Below are 17,318 nucleotides of genomic sequence, written 5' to 3' on the forward strand. Positions count from 1 at the left end.
CTATTAATTGTCACTATTACCTCACAAAAGCTGGTAGTTTATTCGTTTATAATGAGAGTGGGAAGTACATTTTTATCTATATTTGTGAATTACTTAACAAACTGAGTGGAGGAGGACATCGTCTTGAATTACCCTCGTTTATTTGAAGAAGGCAGAATTGGTAAGTTAACGTTGAAGAATCGACTCGTCATGCCTGGAATGGGCACGAATCTAGTAGGACCTGATGGGGAGGTTACCGATCACCAAATTGCCTATTATGAAGAGCGGGCCAAAGGTGGAACGGGATTGATTATTGTAGAGTTTACGACGATTGACAATGAATTGGGGAAAGGATTATTGAATCAGTTAAGGATTGACGAAGATCGGTTTATTCCAGGAATCCAACGATTAGCAAATGCAGTGAAAAAATACGGTGCGAAGATTTTTGTGCAAATTCATCATGCAGGAAGACAATCCAATTCTGGCTTAATCGGTGGAAAGCAAATTGTTGCGCCGAGTCCAGTAACCTGTAAAGCCGTCGGAGAAGAACCTCGTGAATTAACGACGGTAGAAGTGAAAGAGCTAGTGAATAAATTTATCATGGGTGCGGTACGGTGTAAAACCGCTGGTGTTGATGGGGTTGAAGTCCATGGTGCGCATGGCTATTTAATCAACCAGTTTCTGAGCCCTAATTCTAATAGGCGGAATGATGAGTATGGTGGAAGCTTTGAAAATCGGATGCGATTTTTAAAAGAAATCGTCCTAGGGATAAAAGAAAAATGCGGCCAAGATTTCCCTGTAACCGTCCGGCTTAGTGTCGACGAGTTTGAAGATGGTGGAATCGATATAGAACAAAGTAAGGAAATGAGCCGATATTTAGAGGAAATCGGAGTGGACGCGATCCATGCATCGGCGGGTACCTATCATTCAATGGATAAAATCATCGAATCGCCCATGTTTGAACAAGGCTGGAGAGTTTACCTTGCGGAGGAAATGAAAACAGTAGTCGATATTCCTGTCATCACTGTTGGGGTTATCCGGGACCCAGCATTTGCAGAAAAGATTTTAGCAGACGGCCGCGCCGATTTTATTGCCATGGGCCGGTCACACATTGCCGATCCTGAGTGGGCAAAGAAGGCAATCGAAGGACGTGAACAGGAAATTAGGAAGTGCATTAACTGCCTTCATTGTATTAAAACTGTCATGAATCTATCTCATCTTCAGTGTTCGGTGAACGTCAGAGCAGGTCGGGAACTAGAGTTTACAGAATTTAGGCAGACAGAAGAAAAGCGCCACGTGACCATCGTCGGTGGGGGTCCAGGCGGAATGGAAACCGCGCGAGTTCTTTCATTAAAAGGGTATGACGTCACGATCTTTGAGAAGGACAGTAAACTTGGTGGCCAGTTGAACCTTGTGACCGCCCCAGTTTCAAAAGAAAAAATGAACTGGATGATTGACTATCACTCGAATGAAATGAAGCGACTTAATGTGGATGTGCGCCTCAATACAGTTGCGACGATTGATGAGGTGAAAGCATTAAACCCTTATGCAGTATTTTTAGCAACGGGGGCGAAACCAATCGTTCCAGACCTAGCGGGAAATGATCTGGCAAATGTATGGGATTATGAAGATGTTTATCTAAAGCGTAAGGAGTTCGTGGGTCAAAAAGTGATTGTCGTGGGAAGTGGCATGGTCTGTTATAGTGTAACGAGTCAGCTTGCGAAGGCCGGGAATGACGTGACTTTGATCGATGTCCCAACAGAGACAGGCAGCAAGGTAACTGCGCCAACGAAAGCGATGCTATACAAGCGGATGAAAAATGCCGGAGTCGAGATTGTCACTGATAAAAATGTTGCCGAAGTTCGTCCCAATTCAGTTGTGGTCGAGGATGAATTGGGAATATCATCCGAGCTAGCGGTCGATCATGTGGTCTTCGCGATGGGAACAGAGTCCTACAACCCATTGGAAGCGTCCTATCGCGAACACTTCGACAACGTCTTTGTCATCGGGGATGCCATCAACCCTGGTTCGATAACCAATGCAATTAGGGACGGATTTGAGAAGGCTTATGTAATTGAGGACCTTGTAGTAAAAAAAGTCGCAGCGTCGATAGGGGTATAGAGCATGGGGACGGTTCTTCTGCTTCCTAAATGGAAGCAGAAGAACCGTCCCCTGTTTGCATGTAACGTTTAGAAACCGTTTGCGACTAATATAATGATTAGTAGTTGAAAGTATCACCATAAATGGGGTGGGAGTTATGCGAAGGGTTTGGATGGTGTTGTTGTTAGGAGTGTTGTTACTGGCTGGTTGTGGAACAGGTGATAAGCCGGTGTTTAACGGTGAGGATAAGGGGACGAATGGTGAGGGGAGTGGAATTGTGGCTGGTGAGATGCTTCCTAGCTTAATGGAGAAAAGTGCCTTAGTTTTTCAGTACGAAGTGAAGAATCAAACGGAGGAGGAAGTGACTCTTGAGTTTACGAGCTCACAGCGGTTTGATTACTCGGTTGAAACCAAAGATGGGGAAGAAGTTTTTCTGTTTTCGAGCGTTGCCTCTTTTTTACAGGTGTTAGGAGAAGAGACAGTGAAACAGGGAGAGGCTTTGTCCTATGAGATCAAGCTTCACGACTTAGAGCTTAAACCGGGAGAATATGTTCTGAAAGCTTGGATGACGCCACAAGATGGCCCGATGTTTGAAGTGACGAAGGAATTTACAGTGGAATGATAGAACCTAGCGGAAGCGCCATATCCGGTGTTTTCGCTATTTTTTTACGGGTAAAATAATAGAAAAGGCACCGTGTTTATGCGGACCTGTCGAAAAGCTAATGAATGAGCCAATCTGCTAGTTTTAGCTAGGAAATAGATACTAGTAATTGGAATATTATGCTATTCTAAAAGTAGTTTCGATCCTTTAAAGGAGAGTGTTTCGATGGCAAGAAAAATTCGAAGTGATTGCACAGTAGGGACGTTAGAAAAGAAGTTAGGTCTACCACCTGGCACGATTCGAAATGCTGATGGAAGAGATACGAGAAGTGATAAAAAAGTTGGCACGATACGCAAAGAGGCAGAGAAGAACAGCTAAAAAGGAGGCAATGATATGTTAGATAAAGAAGACTTCTACCAAAGTTTTCGGACAAGAATGCATGCGTGGATTAAGAGTGATGATGGAAAAGTGCATAAGTTCGCGGACATCTTGTTATTTGGACCGGATTTGTTCCACTTGTTGTGCAAGCTATCCTTGGACGAAAGAGTTCCGGCTGGTCACAAAGCAAAACTAGTTGGTGCGATTGCCTATTTTGTTTCTCCAGTCGATCTGATGCCTGAAATTATCTTGGGACCAGTAGGATATGCCGATGATATAGCTGTTGCGGCGTTTGTTTTAAATAATATGATCAATGATGTGGATCCTGAAATCGTCCGGAGTTACTGGGCTGGGGATGAAGATGTGTTGAAGGTGATTAAGCAAATCGTTGAAGTGGCAGATAAGATGGTAGGAAGCGGGCTTTGGAGTAAGTTGAAGGGGAAGTTCTCGTAAACGTTGCTCGTGTTGCAATATAGTATGTAAGTGGACGGTACCGCTTGGGGAAACCGTCCTTTTTGTTGTTAAGGAATTTATAAAAGTTTAAGGGTGTGGATAATTGTGTTCGTTCTCTGTATCCAGTTCCAGCGCCTAGCCCCTCGGGTCATAAGTCTGTCTAGCTGCGGCTCCTAGGGACACGAAGACATAAGCCACTCCCTTTCAGAAGGTAAAAAGCACCTTCTTACAGGCCGCGTCTTATGCTTGTCGTCCCTGTGCAGTCGCCTCCGCTTTTGGTACAATCCGTCAAGAAGGTTAAAAAACAACCTTATTGACGGCTCGTCTAGACTCACGGGGCTGATCAAGGCGCTTGCGCTTTTGTTCTTTACTTTAAAATCTCGCCAACCGTCACTAATTGATATCCTTTCGATTTTAGTTTCGGGATGACCTTGTCGACTGCGGCGGGTGTGTTGACTCCACCGATGTGCATGAGGACGATATCCCCATTGCTTGCGTTGGATTCAATCCTTGTTGCAATTACATCTTCTTCAGGCTGTCGCCAATCGATTGTGTCAGTGGTCCAATGAATGCTATAAGGATAACCGGCCATGCCGACAGCTTTAAGTGCTTGTGCGTTAGACGCTCCGTATGGGAAGCGGAAGTACGGACGAGGGTCTATGCCCATTTGTTGGCGGATGGCCTGTTCTGTTTTCTTTAATTCTTCTAAAATAGTTTTCTCACCAATTTTTGTAAAGTCTGGATGACTATAAGAGTGATTTGCGACCTCGTGACCATCAGCGATGATTCGTTTTGCATGGGCAGGGAATTTTTCCACCCACTTTCCGGTTAAAAAGAAGGTACAAGCTACTTGATGTTTTTTCAGTACATCTAAAATCCCAATTCCAGCAATATCTGACCCAGCATCAAAGGTTAACGCAATTTGTTTCCGCTGGAGGTTGCCGTGACTGATTAGTTTAGAAGGTCCTGTCTGATCTGTTTTCACCTGTAAAACTTGCCCTGGATAGATGGTGTCAGTGGTCAAACCGTTCAATTGCTTGAGTTGGTCGACTGTTGTATTGAACATTTTTGAAATTCCCCAGAGTGTATCGCCCTTCACGACGGTGTAAGTTGTGTCTTGAGGAGTGTCAATCTTCGCCACGGTTAAAACTTGTCCCGGATAAATCACGTCAGAGTCTAAATTGTTCAGTTGTTTTAGTTGGTCGACCGTAACATTGAATTTTTTCGCAATCCCCCAAAGTGTATCTCCTTTTACAACCGTATATTGAGAATCCTGATCGCCGACCTTTAACACTTGGCCTGGGAGAATGGTATCAGAGGTTAAATTATTTTCTTGCTTAATATACTCCACCGTCACACTAAACTTTCTAGAAATGCTCCAAAGAGTATCCCCCTTCACCACCGTATATAGAATTTCATCAGCTGCCATATTAGTTCACCTCACTTTCCTATTGTTCATATCCTATGGCTTGTCATCGGATGAGGGAACGGCACTTAACCATGGGGACGGTTCTCTTGCTTCCATTTAGGAAGCAGAAGAACCGTCCCCATGAAAAGAAGCGTGTTTTAGTAGCAATTTCTCTTTTTTTTTTGGCGGATTGGAGGAAGAATATTAGATCATAGCCAAAATTGTTCTCATTTATAGTAAAAAACCACCCTAGTAGAGGGGCGTTCGTCCTCTACTAGGGTGGTTTTTTAGTTATGCATCGATTATTGAGGATTATGGATTGATTATCGAAAGTTATGCATCGATTATTTCAAGTTATGCAACGATTCTCGGAAGTTATTGAAATATTGGTGACGGATTTGTGACAAGCCCCATCTTTCTCACCACAATAAACCATGGGGACGGTTCTCTTGCTTCCTAATCAGGAAGCAGAAGAACCGTCCCCAAGGTTAAAGTTGAAAGAGTACCGTCTGGATGGTATAGTAATTGATATTAATGTTAAAAAAAGGAGAATGGAATGGGCAGAAACTCTAGGAAAGTAGATATACTTCATGCTGCTTCTAAGATTGTTAGTGAAAGAGGAATCTTTAATTTAACGTTAGAGGCTACAGCAGAAGAGGCTGGGATTAGCAAAGGTGGACTTCTCTATCATTACCCTTCTAAGGAAGCTTTAGTCAAAGGGATGGTCGACCATTTAGCAAGTAATTATCGAGAGAAAATCGAGAATAATGCGAAAGCTGATCCTAAGGATGTAGGAAAATGGACACGGGCGTATGTAGATGTAACGTTTAAGAACACGTATGAAAATAAAGATATGAACTCCGGTCTGCTTGCAGCAAAAGCCGTTAATGCTGATTTACTTAACCCTATACGTGATTTGTACACCGAGTGGCAGCGAGATATTGAAAATGATGGCATTGATCCTGTAAAAGCTACAATCATCCGATTAGCGACGGATGGGATTTGGTTAGCAGAACTTTTTGATATCTATCATATTGGAGAAGAAAAGAAAGAAATTATTTATGCAAGATTAAAAGAGTGGATTGATGAACAAAAACCAGAATAAGCACACCAAAATTAGGATTGATTAATGATTTTTACCTTTTTTAAAATTTTCTAAGTACAGACAAATGTATTGAAATAACAGGCATGCCCCCCTATTTATCTACTTGAAACACGACAACTGCACTGTTTTCTTTTGTGGTTATCCCTTGCAAACATAACCGTCCGGATGGTATAGTAATAATCATATTGAACTTAACCGTCCGGATGGTACATAAAATACTGTGTTTGAAGAAAGGGGAATGAACATGAGCAAAGTACTATTAACAGCAGCTGTCACAGGTGCGGGAGATACCGCCTCTAAAAGTCAGCATGTCCCAGTAACTCCGAAAGAAATCGCAGAAGCGGCAATCGAATCTGCCAAGGCTGGAGCAACAGTCGCACATATTCACGCTAGAGACCCAAAAACAGGTGGAATTAGTCATAATATCGACCATTACCGTGAAATTGTTGATCGAATTCGTGACTCTGAAACGGATGTCATTATCAATATTACATCTGGTGGGGGCGGCGACTTTATTCCAAGTTTAAGCACACCAGCTGCCGGTGGGGATGGAACCGATATGCAAACCCCTAAAGAGCGTCATCAACCAGTTGGGGAATTACTCCCGGAGATGTGTACACTTGACTGCGGATCCGTCAATTTTGGAGATATGGTGTATATGAGTCCAACAGATTGGCTACGAGAGCAAGCTAAGCTTATTCAACAAGCAGGGGTGAAGCCTGAGCTTGAATGCTTTGATACTGGACATCTTCGTTTTGCCAAGCAGTTGATTAATGAAGGCTTAATTGACGGCGATCCTATGTTTCAATTTTGTTTGGGAATCCCATGGGGAGCAGAGGCCGATGTCGAGACAATCCTCTATATGAAAAATCGCCTTCCAGAAAATGCTCACTGGTCCGCATTTGGAATTGGTCGTATGCAATTACCAATCGTCGCTCAGGCCGCTATGCTTGGTGGGAATGTAAGAGTGGGTTTGGAGGACAATTTATATCTATCAAAAGGTGTGATGGCACGGAACGATCAGCTAGTTGAAAAAGCTATCAACCTATTAGATTCGAACGGAATTGGGGTTTTAACTCCACAGGAAGCTCGTGAAAAATTCGGCTTAATCAACCACAGCAAAGGGGAGAGACGATGAATCATATGATAAAAGAAAGTAAAAAGCTTGCGGTAATCGGGACAGGAGTCATCGGTAATGGCTGGATTGCTAGATTTTTAGCAAAAGGTCATGACGTGGTTGCTTTCGACCCTGCACCAGGAGCGGAAGAACGCACTCGTGAAATGTTGAAAAAAGCCTGGCCATCTTTAGAGCAAACAGGACTTGCCGATGGTGCATCTACCGAGCGTTTAACCTTTGTTGACACACTCGAAGAAGCAGTTGTCGACGCTTATCTGATTCAAGAAAATGTGCCTGAGCGTTTAGAATTGAAGCAAAACGTATTAGCATCCATCGACCAGTATGCGAACCCGAATGCATTAATCGGTTCAAGCACTTCTGGGATTATGCCTACTACGCTTCAAGAAGGACTGAAACACCCTGAACGAGTGTTTGTCGCCCATCCCTTCAACCCCGTTTATCTTTTACCGCTTGTGGAACTTGTTGCCGGGCAAGCAAAAGATGCGAAAGTGATGGATGAAGCACGCACTTTCTATGAATCTATTGAAATGAAGCCATTAGTGATTCAAAAGGAAATCGAGGGCCATGTAGCCGATCGTCTAATGGAAGCGCTTTGGCGTGAAGCACTTCACCTAGTGAATGATGGAATTGCAACAACTGAAGAAGTGGATGCAGCGATCATCTACGGAGCAGGATTACGTTGGGCACAAATGGGACCTTTCTTAACCTTCCATCTAGCTGGTGGAGATCAAGGGATGCGCCACATGCTTGAACAGTTTGGACCGGCGCTTAAACTTCCATGGACAAAGTTAGTAGCACCAGAATTAACAGATGATTTGAAAGAAAAAGTCATTTCCGGCTGCGAAACACATGCGGGCGAGACAACCATTTCCGAGCTCGAACAGAAACGAAATGAATTTTTAGTTAAATTATTAGATTTAGTGGAAGACTACTGGCCTGAATCTAAGAGTCTAATAAAAAATTAATTCGGGACCGGAGGGAATGGAAATGTTTCACTATCAAGACGAGGTTCGTGGTGAGTGGGTTGACTATAATGGCCACATGAACGATGCCGCTTACGCAAATGTGTTTAGCTTAGCGGTCGATTCTTTCATGGACTATATCGGCTTAGATGAGAATGCGCGAGAAAAGTATGCCTATACGATTTTTACGTTAGAAACGCATATCGTCTACTTGCAGGAAGCGCATAAGGGCGAGCCATTGAGTGTGACCGTACAGCTACTTGATGTCGATGCCAAACGTTTGCATGTGTTTTTTACAATGAAAAATAAAGCGGAGAATGTGATTGCGACGAGTGAGCAGATGTTGATGGGGATGGATTCAGCTCAAGGTAAGTCAGCTCCATTTCCAGGCGAAATCGCTCCTAAAATAGAAGAAATTTGGAACGCTCATCAACAGCTTGAAACTCCTAAACTAGCTGGACGAAAAATTGGTATTAAGCGATCGTAGGAGCTAAAAAAAGAAGAGGGGAATGTGTATGAATAAGATTGAAGTAAAAAATCTGACGAAAATTTTCGGCCCTCACCCTCAACAAGGTCTAAAAAGGTTGAAAAGTGGGGAACAAAAAGCTGAAATTCTTGATAAAACAGGAATGACAGTTGGGGTAAACCAAGCATCATTTTCGGTGAAACCAGGAGAAATCTTCGTGATTATGGGGTTGTCTGGTAGCGGGAAGTCTACATTGATTCGTCTTGTTAACAGATTAATCGAACCTACTGATGGCGAAATCCTCATTGATGGCGATGATATTACGAAAATGGATAATAAGACCCTGATTGAAACGAGACGGAAAAAGTTAGGGATGGTCTTCCAGAAATTCGGCCTGCTGCCCCACCGGACAATTTTATCAAATGTCGCCTATGGATTAGAGATTCAAGGAATCAAAAAAGAAGAACGAGAAGCAAAAGCGATGAAAACGATTGAGGATGTTGGTTTAAAAGGCTATGAAGCTAGTTATCCTAAAGAGCTTAGTGGCGGGATGCAGCAACGTGTTGGCCTGGCTCGTGCACTTGCAAACGATCCTGATATTTTATTAATGGATGAAGCGTTCAGTGCATTGGACCCGATTATCCGCAAAGAAATGCAGGATGAGTTGCTGAAGCTTCAAAACAAGTTAGGGAAGACTGTTCTATTTATTACTCATGATTTAGACGAGGCGTTAAAGCTTGGTGACCGAATCGCGATCATGAAAGACGGAAAGATTGTTCAAATTGGTACAGCTGAAGAGATTTTAGAAAATCCAGCAGACGAGTATGTGTCTAAATTTGTTAAAGACGTGGATCGTTCTAAGGTTCTAGAAGCCTCCCATGTCATGAAAAAGCCTGAAGTACTGATGACCTATAAAGATGGTCCACGAGTGGCAATCCGTAAGATGGAGGAAGCCGGAGCTTCAAGTATCTTTGTTGTTGATAAGGATAAAAACTACAAAGGCTTATTAACGATTGATAATGCCATAAAGGCATATAAAGAGAATTTGCCAATGGTCGATGTATTAACAGAAGATGTTTACTGGACTGCTCCTGAAACGCCACTAAATGATTTGATTGGTATAGCTGCTGTTACGAAATACCCTATTACCGTCATTGAGGATGGGAAGCTATTAGGGATTATCTCGCGGGTATCAATTCTGTCAGGTTTGGTATTAGGAAAAGAAGTAGATGTTGAGATGCATAATGAAGTAGCTGAAAAAAAAAGTGAAGAAGGCATGAAAGATGAGGTGGTATCTGCGTGAATTACTTCCATTTTCCGCTAGAAGACTGGACAAATGACTTTGTGAATAACTGGTTACTGCCGGTTATGAGTGGTTTTTTTGACCAGATTAGTGAAGTTTTAAAAACATCAATTGAAGGCGTTGCCAACTTTTTAATCGCGGTTCCCCCTGAGCTCATCGCTCTCATTCTTATTATCTTAGCTTGGAAAATTGCGGGAAAAGGTACTGCTTTGTTTACCTTACTTGGATGTCTGTATTTAGGATCTGTATCCCTTTGGGCGGATGCGATGCAAACGGTTTCGATTGTTATTGTTTCCACCATTATTTCTGTTGTTATCGGAGTACCGGTGGGAATTTTGAGTGCAACAAATAGGATTGTGGATAAAATAGTTCGACCAATATTAGATTTCATGCAAACATTACCAATTTTCGTCTATTTAATTCCATCGATTCTATTATTTGGTCTAGGTGGTGTACCAGCAGTCATTGCAACCTTTGTCTTTGCCACTCCACCGGCTGTACGAATGACCAGCTTAGGGATTCAACAAGTTCCTGAAGAAGTAGTAGAAGCGTCTAAAGCTTTTGGTTCGACATCAAAGCAATTACTTTTTAAGGTTCAGCTTCCATTGGCTTTGCCAACGATTATGGCCGGCGTGAATCAGACGATTATGCTAGCGTTATCGATGGCTGTAGTGGCCTCGATGATTGGAGCTCCTGGTCTAGGATCTACCGTTTTAACAGGAATTTCAACGGTCAATGTAGGACTTGGTTTAACAGGTGGTTTAGCTATCGTTGTGTTAGCGATTATTTTAGACCGAATTACACAAGGTTTAGGAAATAAATCATAAAAAAAAGGGGAGAGATAGTGATGAAAAAATTTCTATTAGGAATCATGACAATGTTCGTATTATCGATAATTGTTGGTTGTTCTTCGAATGAGGGAGCAACTAACCAAGAAGGAGCAGAAGGGGACAGTGACACAGACGCAACAGAAACGATTACTTTTGGTGTGACTCCTTGGACTAGTACAGTCCCTCCAACTAAAATTGCTAGCTTGATTTTACAAGATATGGGATATGAAGTAGCCGAGACAAAGGCTGATGCAGGAAATGTCTACATTGGACTTTCACGTGGAGATATTGATGTCTTTATGGATGCTTGGCTTCCAGTTCATGAGGTTTATTTAGATAAATATGCAGATAACATCCATAACACAGCGGTAAGTTACGATAATGCTGAAGCAGGATGGGTTGTGCCTTCTTATATGGAAGATATCAATACGATGTCTGATTTAAAAGGTAAGGAAGATTTGTTTAAAAATGAAATGTATGCGATTGAAAAAGGTGCAAGTGCCACTGAAGTGATCAATGATGCCATTGCTGGTTATGAATTAGATTTAACCCAAATAAATTCCTCAGAGGGCGGGATGATTGCTCAAGCAATGAAAAAAATGGCTCAAGAGGAACCAGTCATTTTTTACGGATGGCGTCCACATACAATGTTCAATAAGTTTGATATTAAAGTGTTAGAAGATAACAAAGGTTTCTTTGAATCAGCAAGTGTTTCAGTCATCACCAACAATGATCTAAAAGAAAGGGCTCCGGAAGCCTATGAGTTTCTAGCTAATTGGAGCATTTCCATCGATGACGTCGAAGCGATGATTGCCAAAATAGAAGACGAAGGCCAAGACCCCGAACAAGTCGCTCGTGAATGGATCGACAACAACCAAGACAAAGTAAACGAAATGCTAGGGAAGTAATACAAAAGGAAGCATAGGGAAGGTTCTCTTGCTTCCTTTTTTTAGGAAGCAAAAGAACCGTCCCCTTGCTTCTTCTAGGAGGCTGTGAGGATGTCAGAAATTATTGTTGAAAGAGAAGTTCCATGTGTGATGCGGGATGGTGTTACTTTGTATGCAACGGTTTATCGTCCGAAGAGCGAAGGGCAATTTCCGGTTGTGCTGACTCGCTTACCCTATAATAAAAACCTACCGAACTTTTCGCACCGCTATATCGATCCGATGCGAATGGTGTTGGGTGGTTATGTCGTAATTATCCAAGATGTTCGCGGCCGATTCGCGTCAGAGGGTGAGTTTGAACCAGGCAAGTATGAAGCTCAAGATGGATATGACACGGTTGAATGGGCTGCAAGTTTGCCTTATTCTAACGGGAAGGTCGGCATGTTTGGGTTGTCCTATTATGGTTTTACCCAATTATATGCCTTGCAGGCGGCCCCTCCTTCGCTTAAAGCAATTGTGCCCGCAATGACCGGTAATATTTCAGGGCAAGACGTGGACAGACATGGCGTTTGTGATTTGGCTTCTGCCCAAACATGGATTTTGGATTCTGTTGCTCCTGACTATTTAAAAAGACAACAAGGGAATGGTGAGAAATATGCCGAGACCCTAAAGGACATTACGAATGATTTGAATCATATTGATGAGTGGCATAAGCATATTCCTTTTGAGAATTGGCCACCGATTATGAAACACCCAGAAATGCGAGAACTATATAAGAAGCATTTAAACTCAGAACTCCTTACACATCCTGATCGAAGTGCGCCGTATACTGGTGAGATTCCGGCCTACCATATTGCTGGTTGGTATGATAATTTCTTAGCACATACCATCAAAAATTTTGAAGAAATGAGTACTACTGGCTCGGTAAACAATCAAAAGCTAATCATTGGCGCGTGGGCGCATGGTGTGTTCCATTCGGAAATTGGCGAGCGTTTCTTCGGAATTAACAGCTCAGGCGATTCAATTGGTGGAAAGGAGGACATCACCTCGCTTCATCTTGACTGGTTCAACTTCTGGTTAAAAGAGGATGGGACCTCATTGCCCACTGATGAAGAACCAGTGAGGATTTTTACAATGGGTGTGAATGAGTGGCGTTCAGAAAAGGAATGGCCATTACAAAGGACTGTTTATACCCCTTTTTATCTCCATAGTGAGGGTACAGCGCACCTAGAGTCAGGTGGATTATCGCTTGAGGGACCTGATGATGAGCCACAGGACCAGTATGTTTACGACCCAGAGGACCCTGTTCCGACCCATGGCGGCGGTATTTTGTTTTACAATGGAAGAAATTCAGGACCTCGAGACCAGCGTAAGATTGAGGAGCGTAAAGATGTACTCGTGTATACATCAGAGCCGATGGTTGATCCACTTGAGGTAACCGGTTGGATAAAAGTCCAGCTCTGGGCGTCTACAGATGCACCAGATACGGATTTTACTGCAAAGTTAATAGATGTGTACCCTGATGGCAGAGCGTATAATCTGACAGATGGTATCGTTCGGGCAAAGTATAGAGAAGGTTCTGAGGAAAAGGCTCCTTTAACTGGCGAGATTGTTCCATATGAAATCGATTTATGGGCAACGAGCAATGTCTTTTTACCAGGACATTCGATTAGGCTCGAAATTTCGTCTAGTAATTTTCCGAGGTATGATGTAAACCCGAATACTGGGAACACCACAAAGGACACCGTCGAAATGGTCAAAGCAACCCAAACGATTTATCACGACAGCCAACACCCTTCACATGTATTGTTGCCAGTTATACCTGCTAAATAGGCGGGTGACTATGGGGACGGTTCTCTTGCTTCCTTTTAGGAAGCAGAAGAACCGTCCCTTTGCTTGTACTTTTCAGTGAAAACATAGCGAAATCATTTCTGTTTTAGACCATGCAGCTAAAAAGGAGAAAAGAGCCTTATAAAGTAGATTACTTCTTGCTAAAAGCGAGGTGTTTCGAGAGCTTTTATTGGTGCAATGATGGGAGAATACTAGATTTTAGCTGAAATCGTTCTATTTTCTATTGATAAAACCACTCTGCTAGAAGAAGTTTGCCTTCTCTATGGGGTGGTTTTTTTAGTTATGCATCGATTATTGAGGGTTATGGATTGATTATCGAAAGTTATGCATCGATTATTTCAAGTTATGCATCGATTCTCGGAAGTTATTGAAATATTGGTGACGGATTTGTGACAAGCCCCATCTTTCTCACCAAAATAAGCAAGGGGACGGTTCTTCTGATTCCTAAATGGAAGCAAGAGAACCGTCCCCTTGCTTCCGCAATGATTACGAGAGAAAACGTTTGCGCAAATTTAGACTCTATGATATTATCAATTTAGAAGTTAGCGCAAACGTTTTCACAAGTTGCGCAAAATAGTAGAGAGTTACAGCTTAACAATCTACATTTTTCTACTATTTAGTGGGTTTGTAAGCGCTTGTAATAGGGTTTCAGAGTTAAACGGTAAGTGCAAACGAATTCATTAGATGAAAGAAAAACAGACAAGTTCTATATATGAGGAGTGAATGGAATGAAGGGCAAAAAGTTTTATGTAAAGGCGATTTCAGCGTTGGCGTTATCTGGTATTTTACTAGCTGGGTGTGGATCTTCAGATGAAGGTTCATCCAACGATACGGCATCAGGCGATAAAGTCACAATCGATATTTTTCAAAATAAAGTAGAATTCAAGACTCAGTTTGAAGAATTGGTTGCACAATATGAAGAAGAAAATCCAGATGTGAAAATCAACGTGAAAACCGTTGGTGGCGGAACAGACTATGCTCCAGTACTTAAATCGACTTTCTCTTCTGGAGAAGAAATCAATATTTTTAACGTAACTGGACCACAAGATGTCATCGACTATAAAGAGTATTTAACAGACCTTTCAGGTACAAAAGCAGCTGAGGCAGCATTAGATGGCACATTGGCTACAGTTTTAGATGGAGAGCAAATCTTAGGATTGCCAGTGAACCAAGAAGGGTACGGCTTAGTTTACAACAAAGCGATCTTTGAAAAAGCTGGAATTGATCCTAGTACTATCCAAACGCATGAAGACCTAGAAAATGTGGTTAAAACACTAGATAGCAAAAAAGATGAGCTAGGCATTGAAGCAGTCTTTGCTTTACCAGGTAAAGAAGCATGGGTACTTGGTGACCACTTAGCGAATGCGTTTTTAGCGGATGAATTCAATCACTCGGTTGTTGAATCTTTCAATGCTGACACGGTTAAGTTCGAAAAAGGCGATGAAATGCAAAGATTCCTAGACTTGATGAATAAGTATTCTGTTCAGCCGGTGTTAAGCCTTGACTATTCTCAACAGGTTGAAGAATACTTCTCCCTTGAGCGTGTAGCAATGATCCAGCAAGGAAACTGGGTGTTCCCTTCTGTTGAACAAATGGATGAAGAAGTAGCACAGAACATTGGCATTCTACCAATTCCAGTAGAAGGCTATGAAGGCAGCATTCCTGTCGGCGTATCTAGCTACTGGGCTGTTAACTCTAGTGCAGACGAAGCAGAAGTACAAGCTTCTAAAGATTTCTTAGACTGGATGTATACATCTGATACTGGTAAAGAAGCTGTGTTAACAAGTTTTAAATTTATCCCTGCTTATGAAGGCTATGACACGGATAAAATTTCTGACCCTCTATCTCAAGATGTTTATCGCTATGCTTCAGAAGGAAAGACAATTGGCTGGATTTTCGCTGGATACCCTAGCAATCCATGGGGCACAGGCGTAGCTGGTCCGAACATGCAACAATACATCGACGGTAAAATGACTTGGGATGAAGTTGAAGCAGACTCTATCAAGCAATGGGAAGAAAAGCGTAAGTAATCTATCTCAATCTCATAAAAAAGTGATGGCGCAAAACAGCTAAAATGGCTGTTTTGTTCCATTTCATCAGCAAAACACATCGGGGGGATCCTTCATGAGGAATCGGGACGTTTCGTTCTGGCTGTTTCTAACACCTGTCTTGTTAGGGTTAGGTCTCGTTGTCATCGTTCCTTTGATTTACGGTACGTACTATTCGTTTACAGACTGGAATGGAATAAAGGCAACAGAGTTTGTCGGATTCGAGCATTATATCCGACTATTCCAAGATACAGCGTTTTTAAATGCGATTTGGTTTACAGTTAAGTTTTCATTTGTCACAGTTATTGCCTTAAATGTACTTGGCTTAGGCTTGGCCATCCTAGTGACACGCAAATTGAAAACAAGCAATTTATTAAGAACGGTCTTTTTCATGCCGAACATGATCGGTGGACTGATTCTCGGGTTCATTTGGCAGTTTATTTTTATCAATGTATTTAGTGATATTGGCGAAGCGCTTGGTATTGAAGCGTTGCAAGGCTGGTTATCGACCACGGGAACAGGTTTCTGGGGTCTTGTGATTCTGACTTGTTGGCAGATGGCTGGGTATATCATGATCATTTATATTGCCTACTTACAGAACATCCCAAGTGAGTTAATTGAAGCCGCTAAAATTGATGGCGCCAATAGCTTCCAACGGTTTAAAAGCATTACGTTCCCGCTTGTGGCACCAGCATTTACGGTTAGTTTATTTTTAACTTTATCGAATTCCTTTAAAATTTACGACCAAAACTTGTCGTTAACAAACGGCGGTCCGTACGAATCGACGCAAATGGTCGCGATGGAAATCGTCAAAACCGCGTTCAGTGCCAATGAAATGGCGTATGGACAGGCGAAAGCGGTTGTCTTCTTTATCATTGTCGCAGCGATTGCGTTAACGCAAGTGTATTACAATAAAAAACGGGAGGTTGACCTCTAATGGAGAGCAAACGTAATTCGTATATCATTGGCGCACTTGGTATCCTGCTCGGGTTAATCTGGTTATCCCCGTTTTACCTAATGATTGTCAATGCCTTTAAAACAAAGAAGGAAATTTTTACAGATGTCCTTGGGACGCCAGAAGCTTGGTCTTTTGATAACTTTGTTGAAGCGTTTATCGATTTAAACTTTGTCAATTCGCTTTGGAACTCTGTGTTGATCACAGGTGTGAGTGTTATCATTATTGTGCTTTTCAGCTCGATGGCTGGTTACGCCCTGTCGCGGAATAAAAGCAAAGTCAGCGGTGCGATTCTGTTGCTCTTTGTATCGGCGATGCTGATTCCATTCCAATCAGTAATGATTCCACTCGTTTCAATTTTTGGGCAAGCAGATATGCTGAACCAGGCTGGATTGATTTTTATGTACTTAGGTTTCGGTAGCAGTTTGTCGATTTTCTTATATCATGGAGCAATGACCGGGGTTCCTGTGTCCTTAGATGAGGCGGCGCTTATTGATGGGGCGAATAAATTCCAGACGTTCTGGCATATTGTCTTCCCATTGTTGAAGCCGATTTCAGTGACCGTGGCGATTTTAAACATCATCTGGATATGGAATGACTATCTATTGCCTTCGTTAATTTTAAGTGAAAACAGTGCAACGATTCCATTGAAGATGTTCTATTTCTTCGGTCAGTATACAAAACAATGGCACTTAGCTTTGGCTGGTTTGACGATTGCGATCATTCCTGTCATCATCGCCTACTTCTTTGCGCAAAAGCAGATTATTGAAGGGGTTTCAGAAGGTGCTGTGAAATAGTTAGAAAGTATAGAACTTTAGTCCTCTTTCCTTTAAAATAAAGGGAAAGAGACAGATCGA

General features: G+C 42.3%; 16 protein-coding genes. 15 read left to right on the plus strand and 1 reads right to left on the minus strand.

Features of this window, described 5'->3' with window-relative positions:
- Positions 1–123 precede the first annotated feature (123 nt).
- The 4 genes from BMX30_RS16190 (at position 124) to BMX30_RS16200 (ending at position 3,511) form a co-directional block, all read left to right on the plus strand.
- Positions 124–2,100, plus strand: coding sequence for an NAD(P)/FAD-dependent oxidoreductase (locus BMX30_RS16190; RefSeq protein WP_090748034.1), 1,977 nt, complete (start codon positions 124–126; stop codon positions 2,098–2,100).
- Positions 2,101–2,236: 136 nt separating this feature from the next.
- Positions 2,237–2,701, plus strand: a complete 465-nt coding sequence (locus BMX30_RS16195; RefSeq protein ID WP_090748036.1) for a BsuPI-related putative proteinase inhibitor — start codon at positions 2,237–2,239, stop codon at positions 2,699–2,701.
- 204 nt (positions 2,702–2,905) lie between these two features.
- Positions 2,906–3,058 (plus strand): hypothetical protein, encoded by a 153-nt coding sequence (locus BMX30_RS23610; protein ID WP_170843913.1) that lies wholly within the window; start codon positions 2,906–2,908, stop codon positions 3,056–3,058.
- Between the two features lie 15 nt (positions 3,059–3,073).
- The gene (locus BMX30_RS16200) at positions 3,074–3,511 is read left to right on the plus strand and encodes a YkvA family protein (protein ID WP_090748039.1); all 438 of its coding nucleotides are present in this window, start codon (positions 3,074–3,076) and stop codon (positions 3,509–3,511) included.
- 367 nt (positions 3,512–3,878) lie between these two features.
- On the opposite strand, the gene BMX30_RS16205 is transcribed toward BMX30_RS16200, so the two are convergent.
- Positions 3,879–4,940: a LysM peptidoglycan-binding domain-containing protein gene (locus BMX30_RS16205; protein ID WP_090748042.1), complete on the minus strand. Its 1,062-nt coding sequence runs from the start codon at positions 4,938–4,940 to the stop codon at positions 3,879–3,881.
- 535 nt (positions 4,941–5,475) lie between these two features.
- On the opposite strand from BMX30_RS16205, the gene BMX30_RS16210 reads away from it, so the two are divergent.
- From BMX30_RS16210 to BMX30_RS16260, 11 genes are all read left to right on the plus strand, one after another.
- A complete protein-coding gene (locus tag BMX30_RS16210) occupies positions 5,476–6,024 on the plus strand; it encodes a TetR/AcrR family transcriptional regulator (protein ID WP_090748045.1) in 549 nt (182 codons plus the stop codon).
- A gap of 244 nt (positions 6,025–6,268) precedes the next feature.
- Positions 6,269–7,162 carry a beta-keto acid cleavage family enzyme gene (locus BMX30_RS16215; protein WP_090748048.1) on the plus strand — a complete coding sequence of 298 codons (894 nt, stop codon included), beginning with the start codon at positions 6,269–6,271 and terminating at the stop codon, positions 7,160–7,162.
- Entirely contained in the window at positions 7,159–8,127 is a 969-nt protein-coding gene (locus BMX30_RS16220; protein ID WP_090748050.1) for an L-carnitine dehydrogenase, read from the plus strand. The genes BMX30_RS16215 and BMX30_RS16220 overlap by 4 nt, the downstream gene beginning before the upstream one ends.
- Before the next feature lie 22 nt (positions 8,128–8,149).
- Positions 8,150–8,611 carry a thioesterase family protein gene (locus BMX30_RS16225; protein ID WP_425283772.1) on the plus strand — a complete coding sequence of 154 codons (462 nt, stop codon included), beginning with the start codon at positions 8,150–8,152 and terminating at the stop codon, positions 8,609–8,611.
- A 28-nt stretch (positions 8,612–8,639) separates the two neighbouring features.
- Positions 8,640–9,893 (plus strand): quaternary amine ABC transporter ATP-binding protein, encoded by a 1,254-nt coding sequence (locus BMX30_RS16230; protein WP_090748055.1) that lies wholly within the window; start codon positions 8,640–8,642, stop codon positions 9,891–9,893.
- Positions 9,890–10,720 carry an ABC transporter permease gene (locus BMX30_RS16235; RefSeq protein WP_090748058.1) on the plus strand — a complete coding sequence of 277 codons (831 nt, stop codon included), beginning with the start codon at positions 9,890–9,892 and terminating at the stop codon, positions 10,718–10,720. Before BMX30_RS16230 ends, BMX30_RS16235 begins: the two co-directional genes overlap by 4 nt.
- Before the next feature lie 20 nt (positions 10,721–10,740).
- The gene (locus BMX30_RS16240) at positions 10,741–11,631 is read left to right on the plus strand and encodes a glycine betaine ABC transporter substrate-binding protein (RefSeq protein WP_090748061.1); all 891 of its coding nucleotides are present in this window, start codon (positions 10,741–10,743) and stop codon (positions 11,629–11,631) included.
- A 90-nt stretch (positions 11,632–11,721) separates the two neighbouring features.
- Positions 11,722–13,440, plus strand: coding sequence for a CocE/NonD family hydrolase (locus tag BMX30_RS16245; RefSeq protein ID WP_090748065.1), 1,719 nt, complete (start codon positions 11,722–11,724; stop codon positions 13,438–13,440).
- Between the two features lie 746 nt (positions 13,441–14,186).
- Positions 14,187–15,488: an ABC transporter substrate-binding protein gene (locus tag BMX30_RS16250; RefSeq protein ID WP_090748069.1), complete on the plus strand. Its 1,302-nt coding sequence runs from the start codon at positions 14,187–14,189 to the stop codon at positions 15,486–15,488.
- A 94-nt stretch (positions 15,489–15,582) separates the two neighbouring features.
- Complete coding sequence (locus BMX30_RS16255; protein WP_090748071.1) at positions 15,583–16,443, plus strand: carbohydrate ABC transporter permease; 861 nt, start codon at positions 15,583–15,585, stop codon at positions 16,441–16,443.
- The gene (locus BMX30_RS16260; RefSeq protein ID WP_090748074.1) at positions 16,443–17,258 is read left to right on the plus strand and encodes a carbohydrate ABC transporter permease; all 816 of its coding nucleotides are present in this window, start codon (positions 16,443–16,445) and stop codon (positions 17,256–17,258) included. The genes BMX30_RS16255 and BMX30_RS16260 overlap by 1 nt, the downstream gene beginning before the upstream one ends.
- Positions 17,259–17,318 lie beyond the last annotated feature (60 nt).

Origin of the sequence: Mesobacillus persicus (assembly GCF_900109925.1) — a bacterium.
GTDB lineage: Bacteria > Bacillota > Bacilli > Bacillales > Cytobacillaceae > Mesobacillus_B > Mesobacillus_B persicus.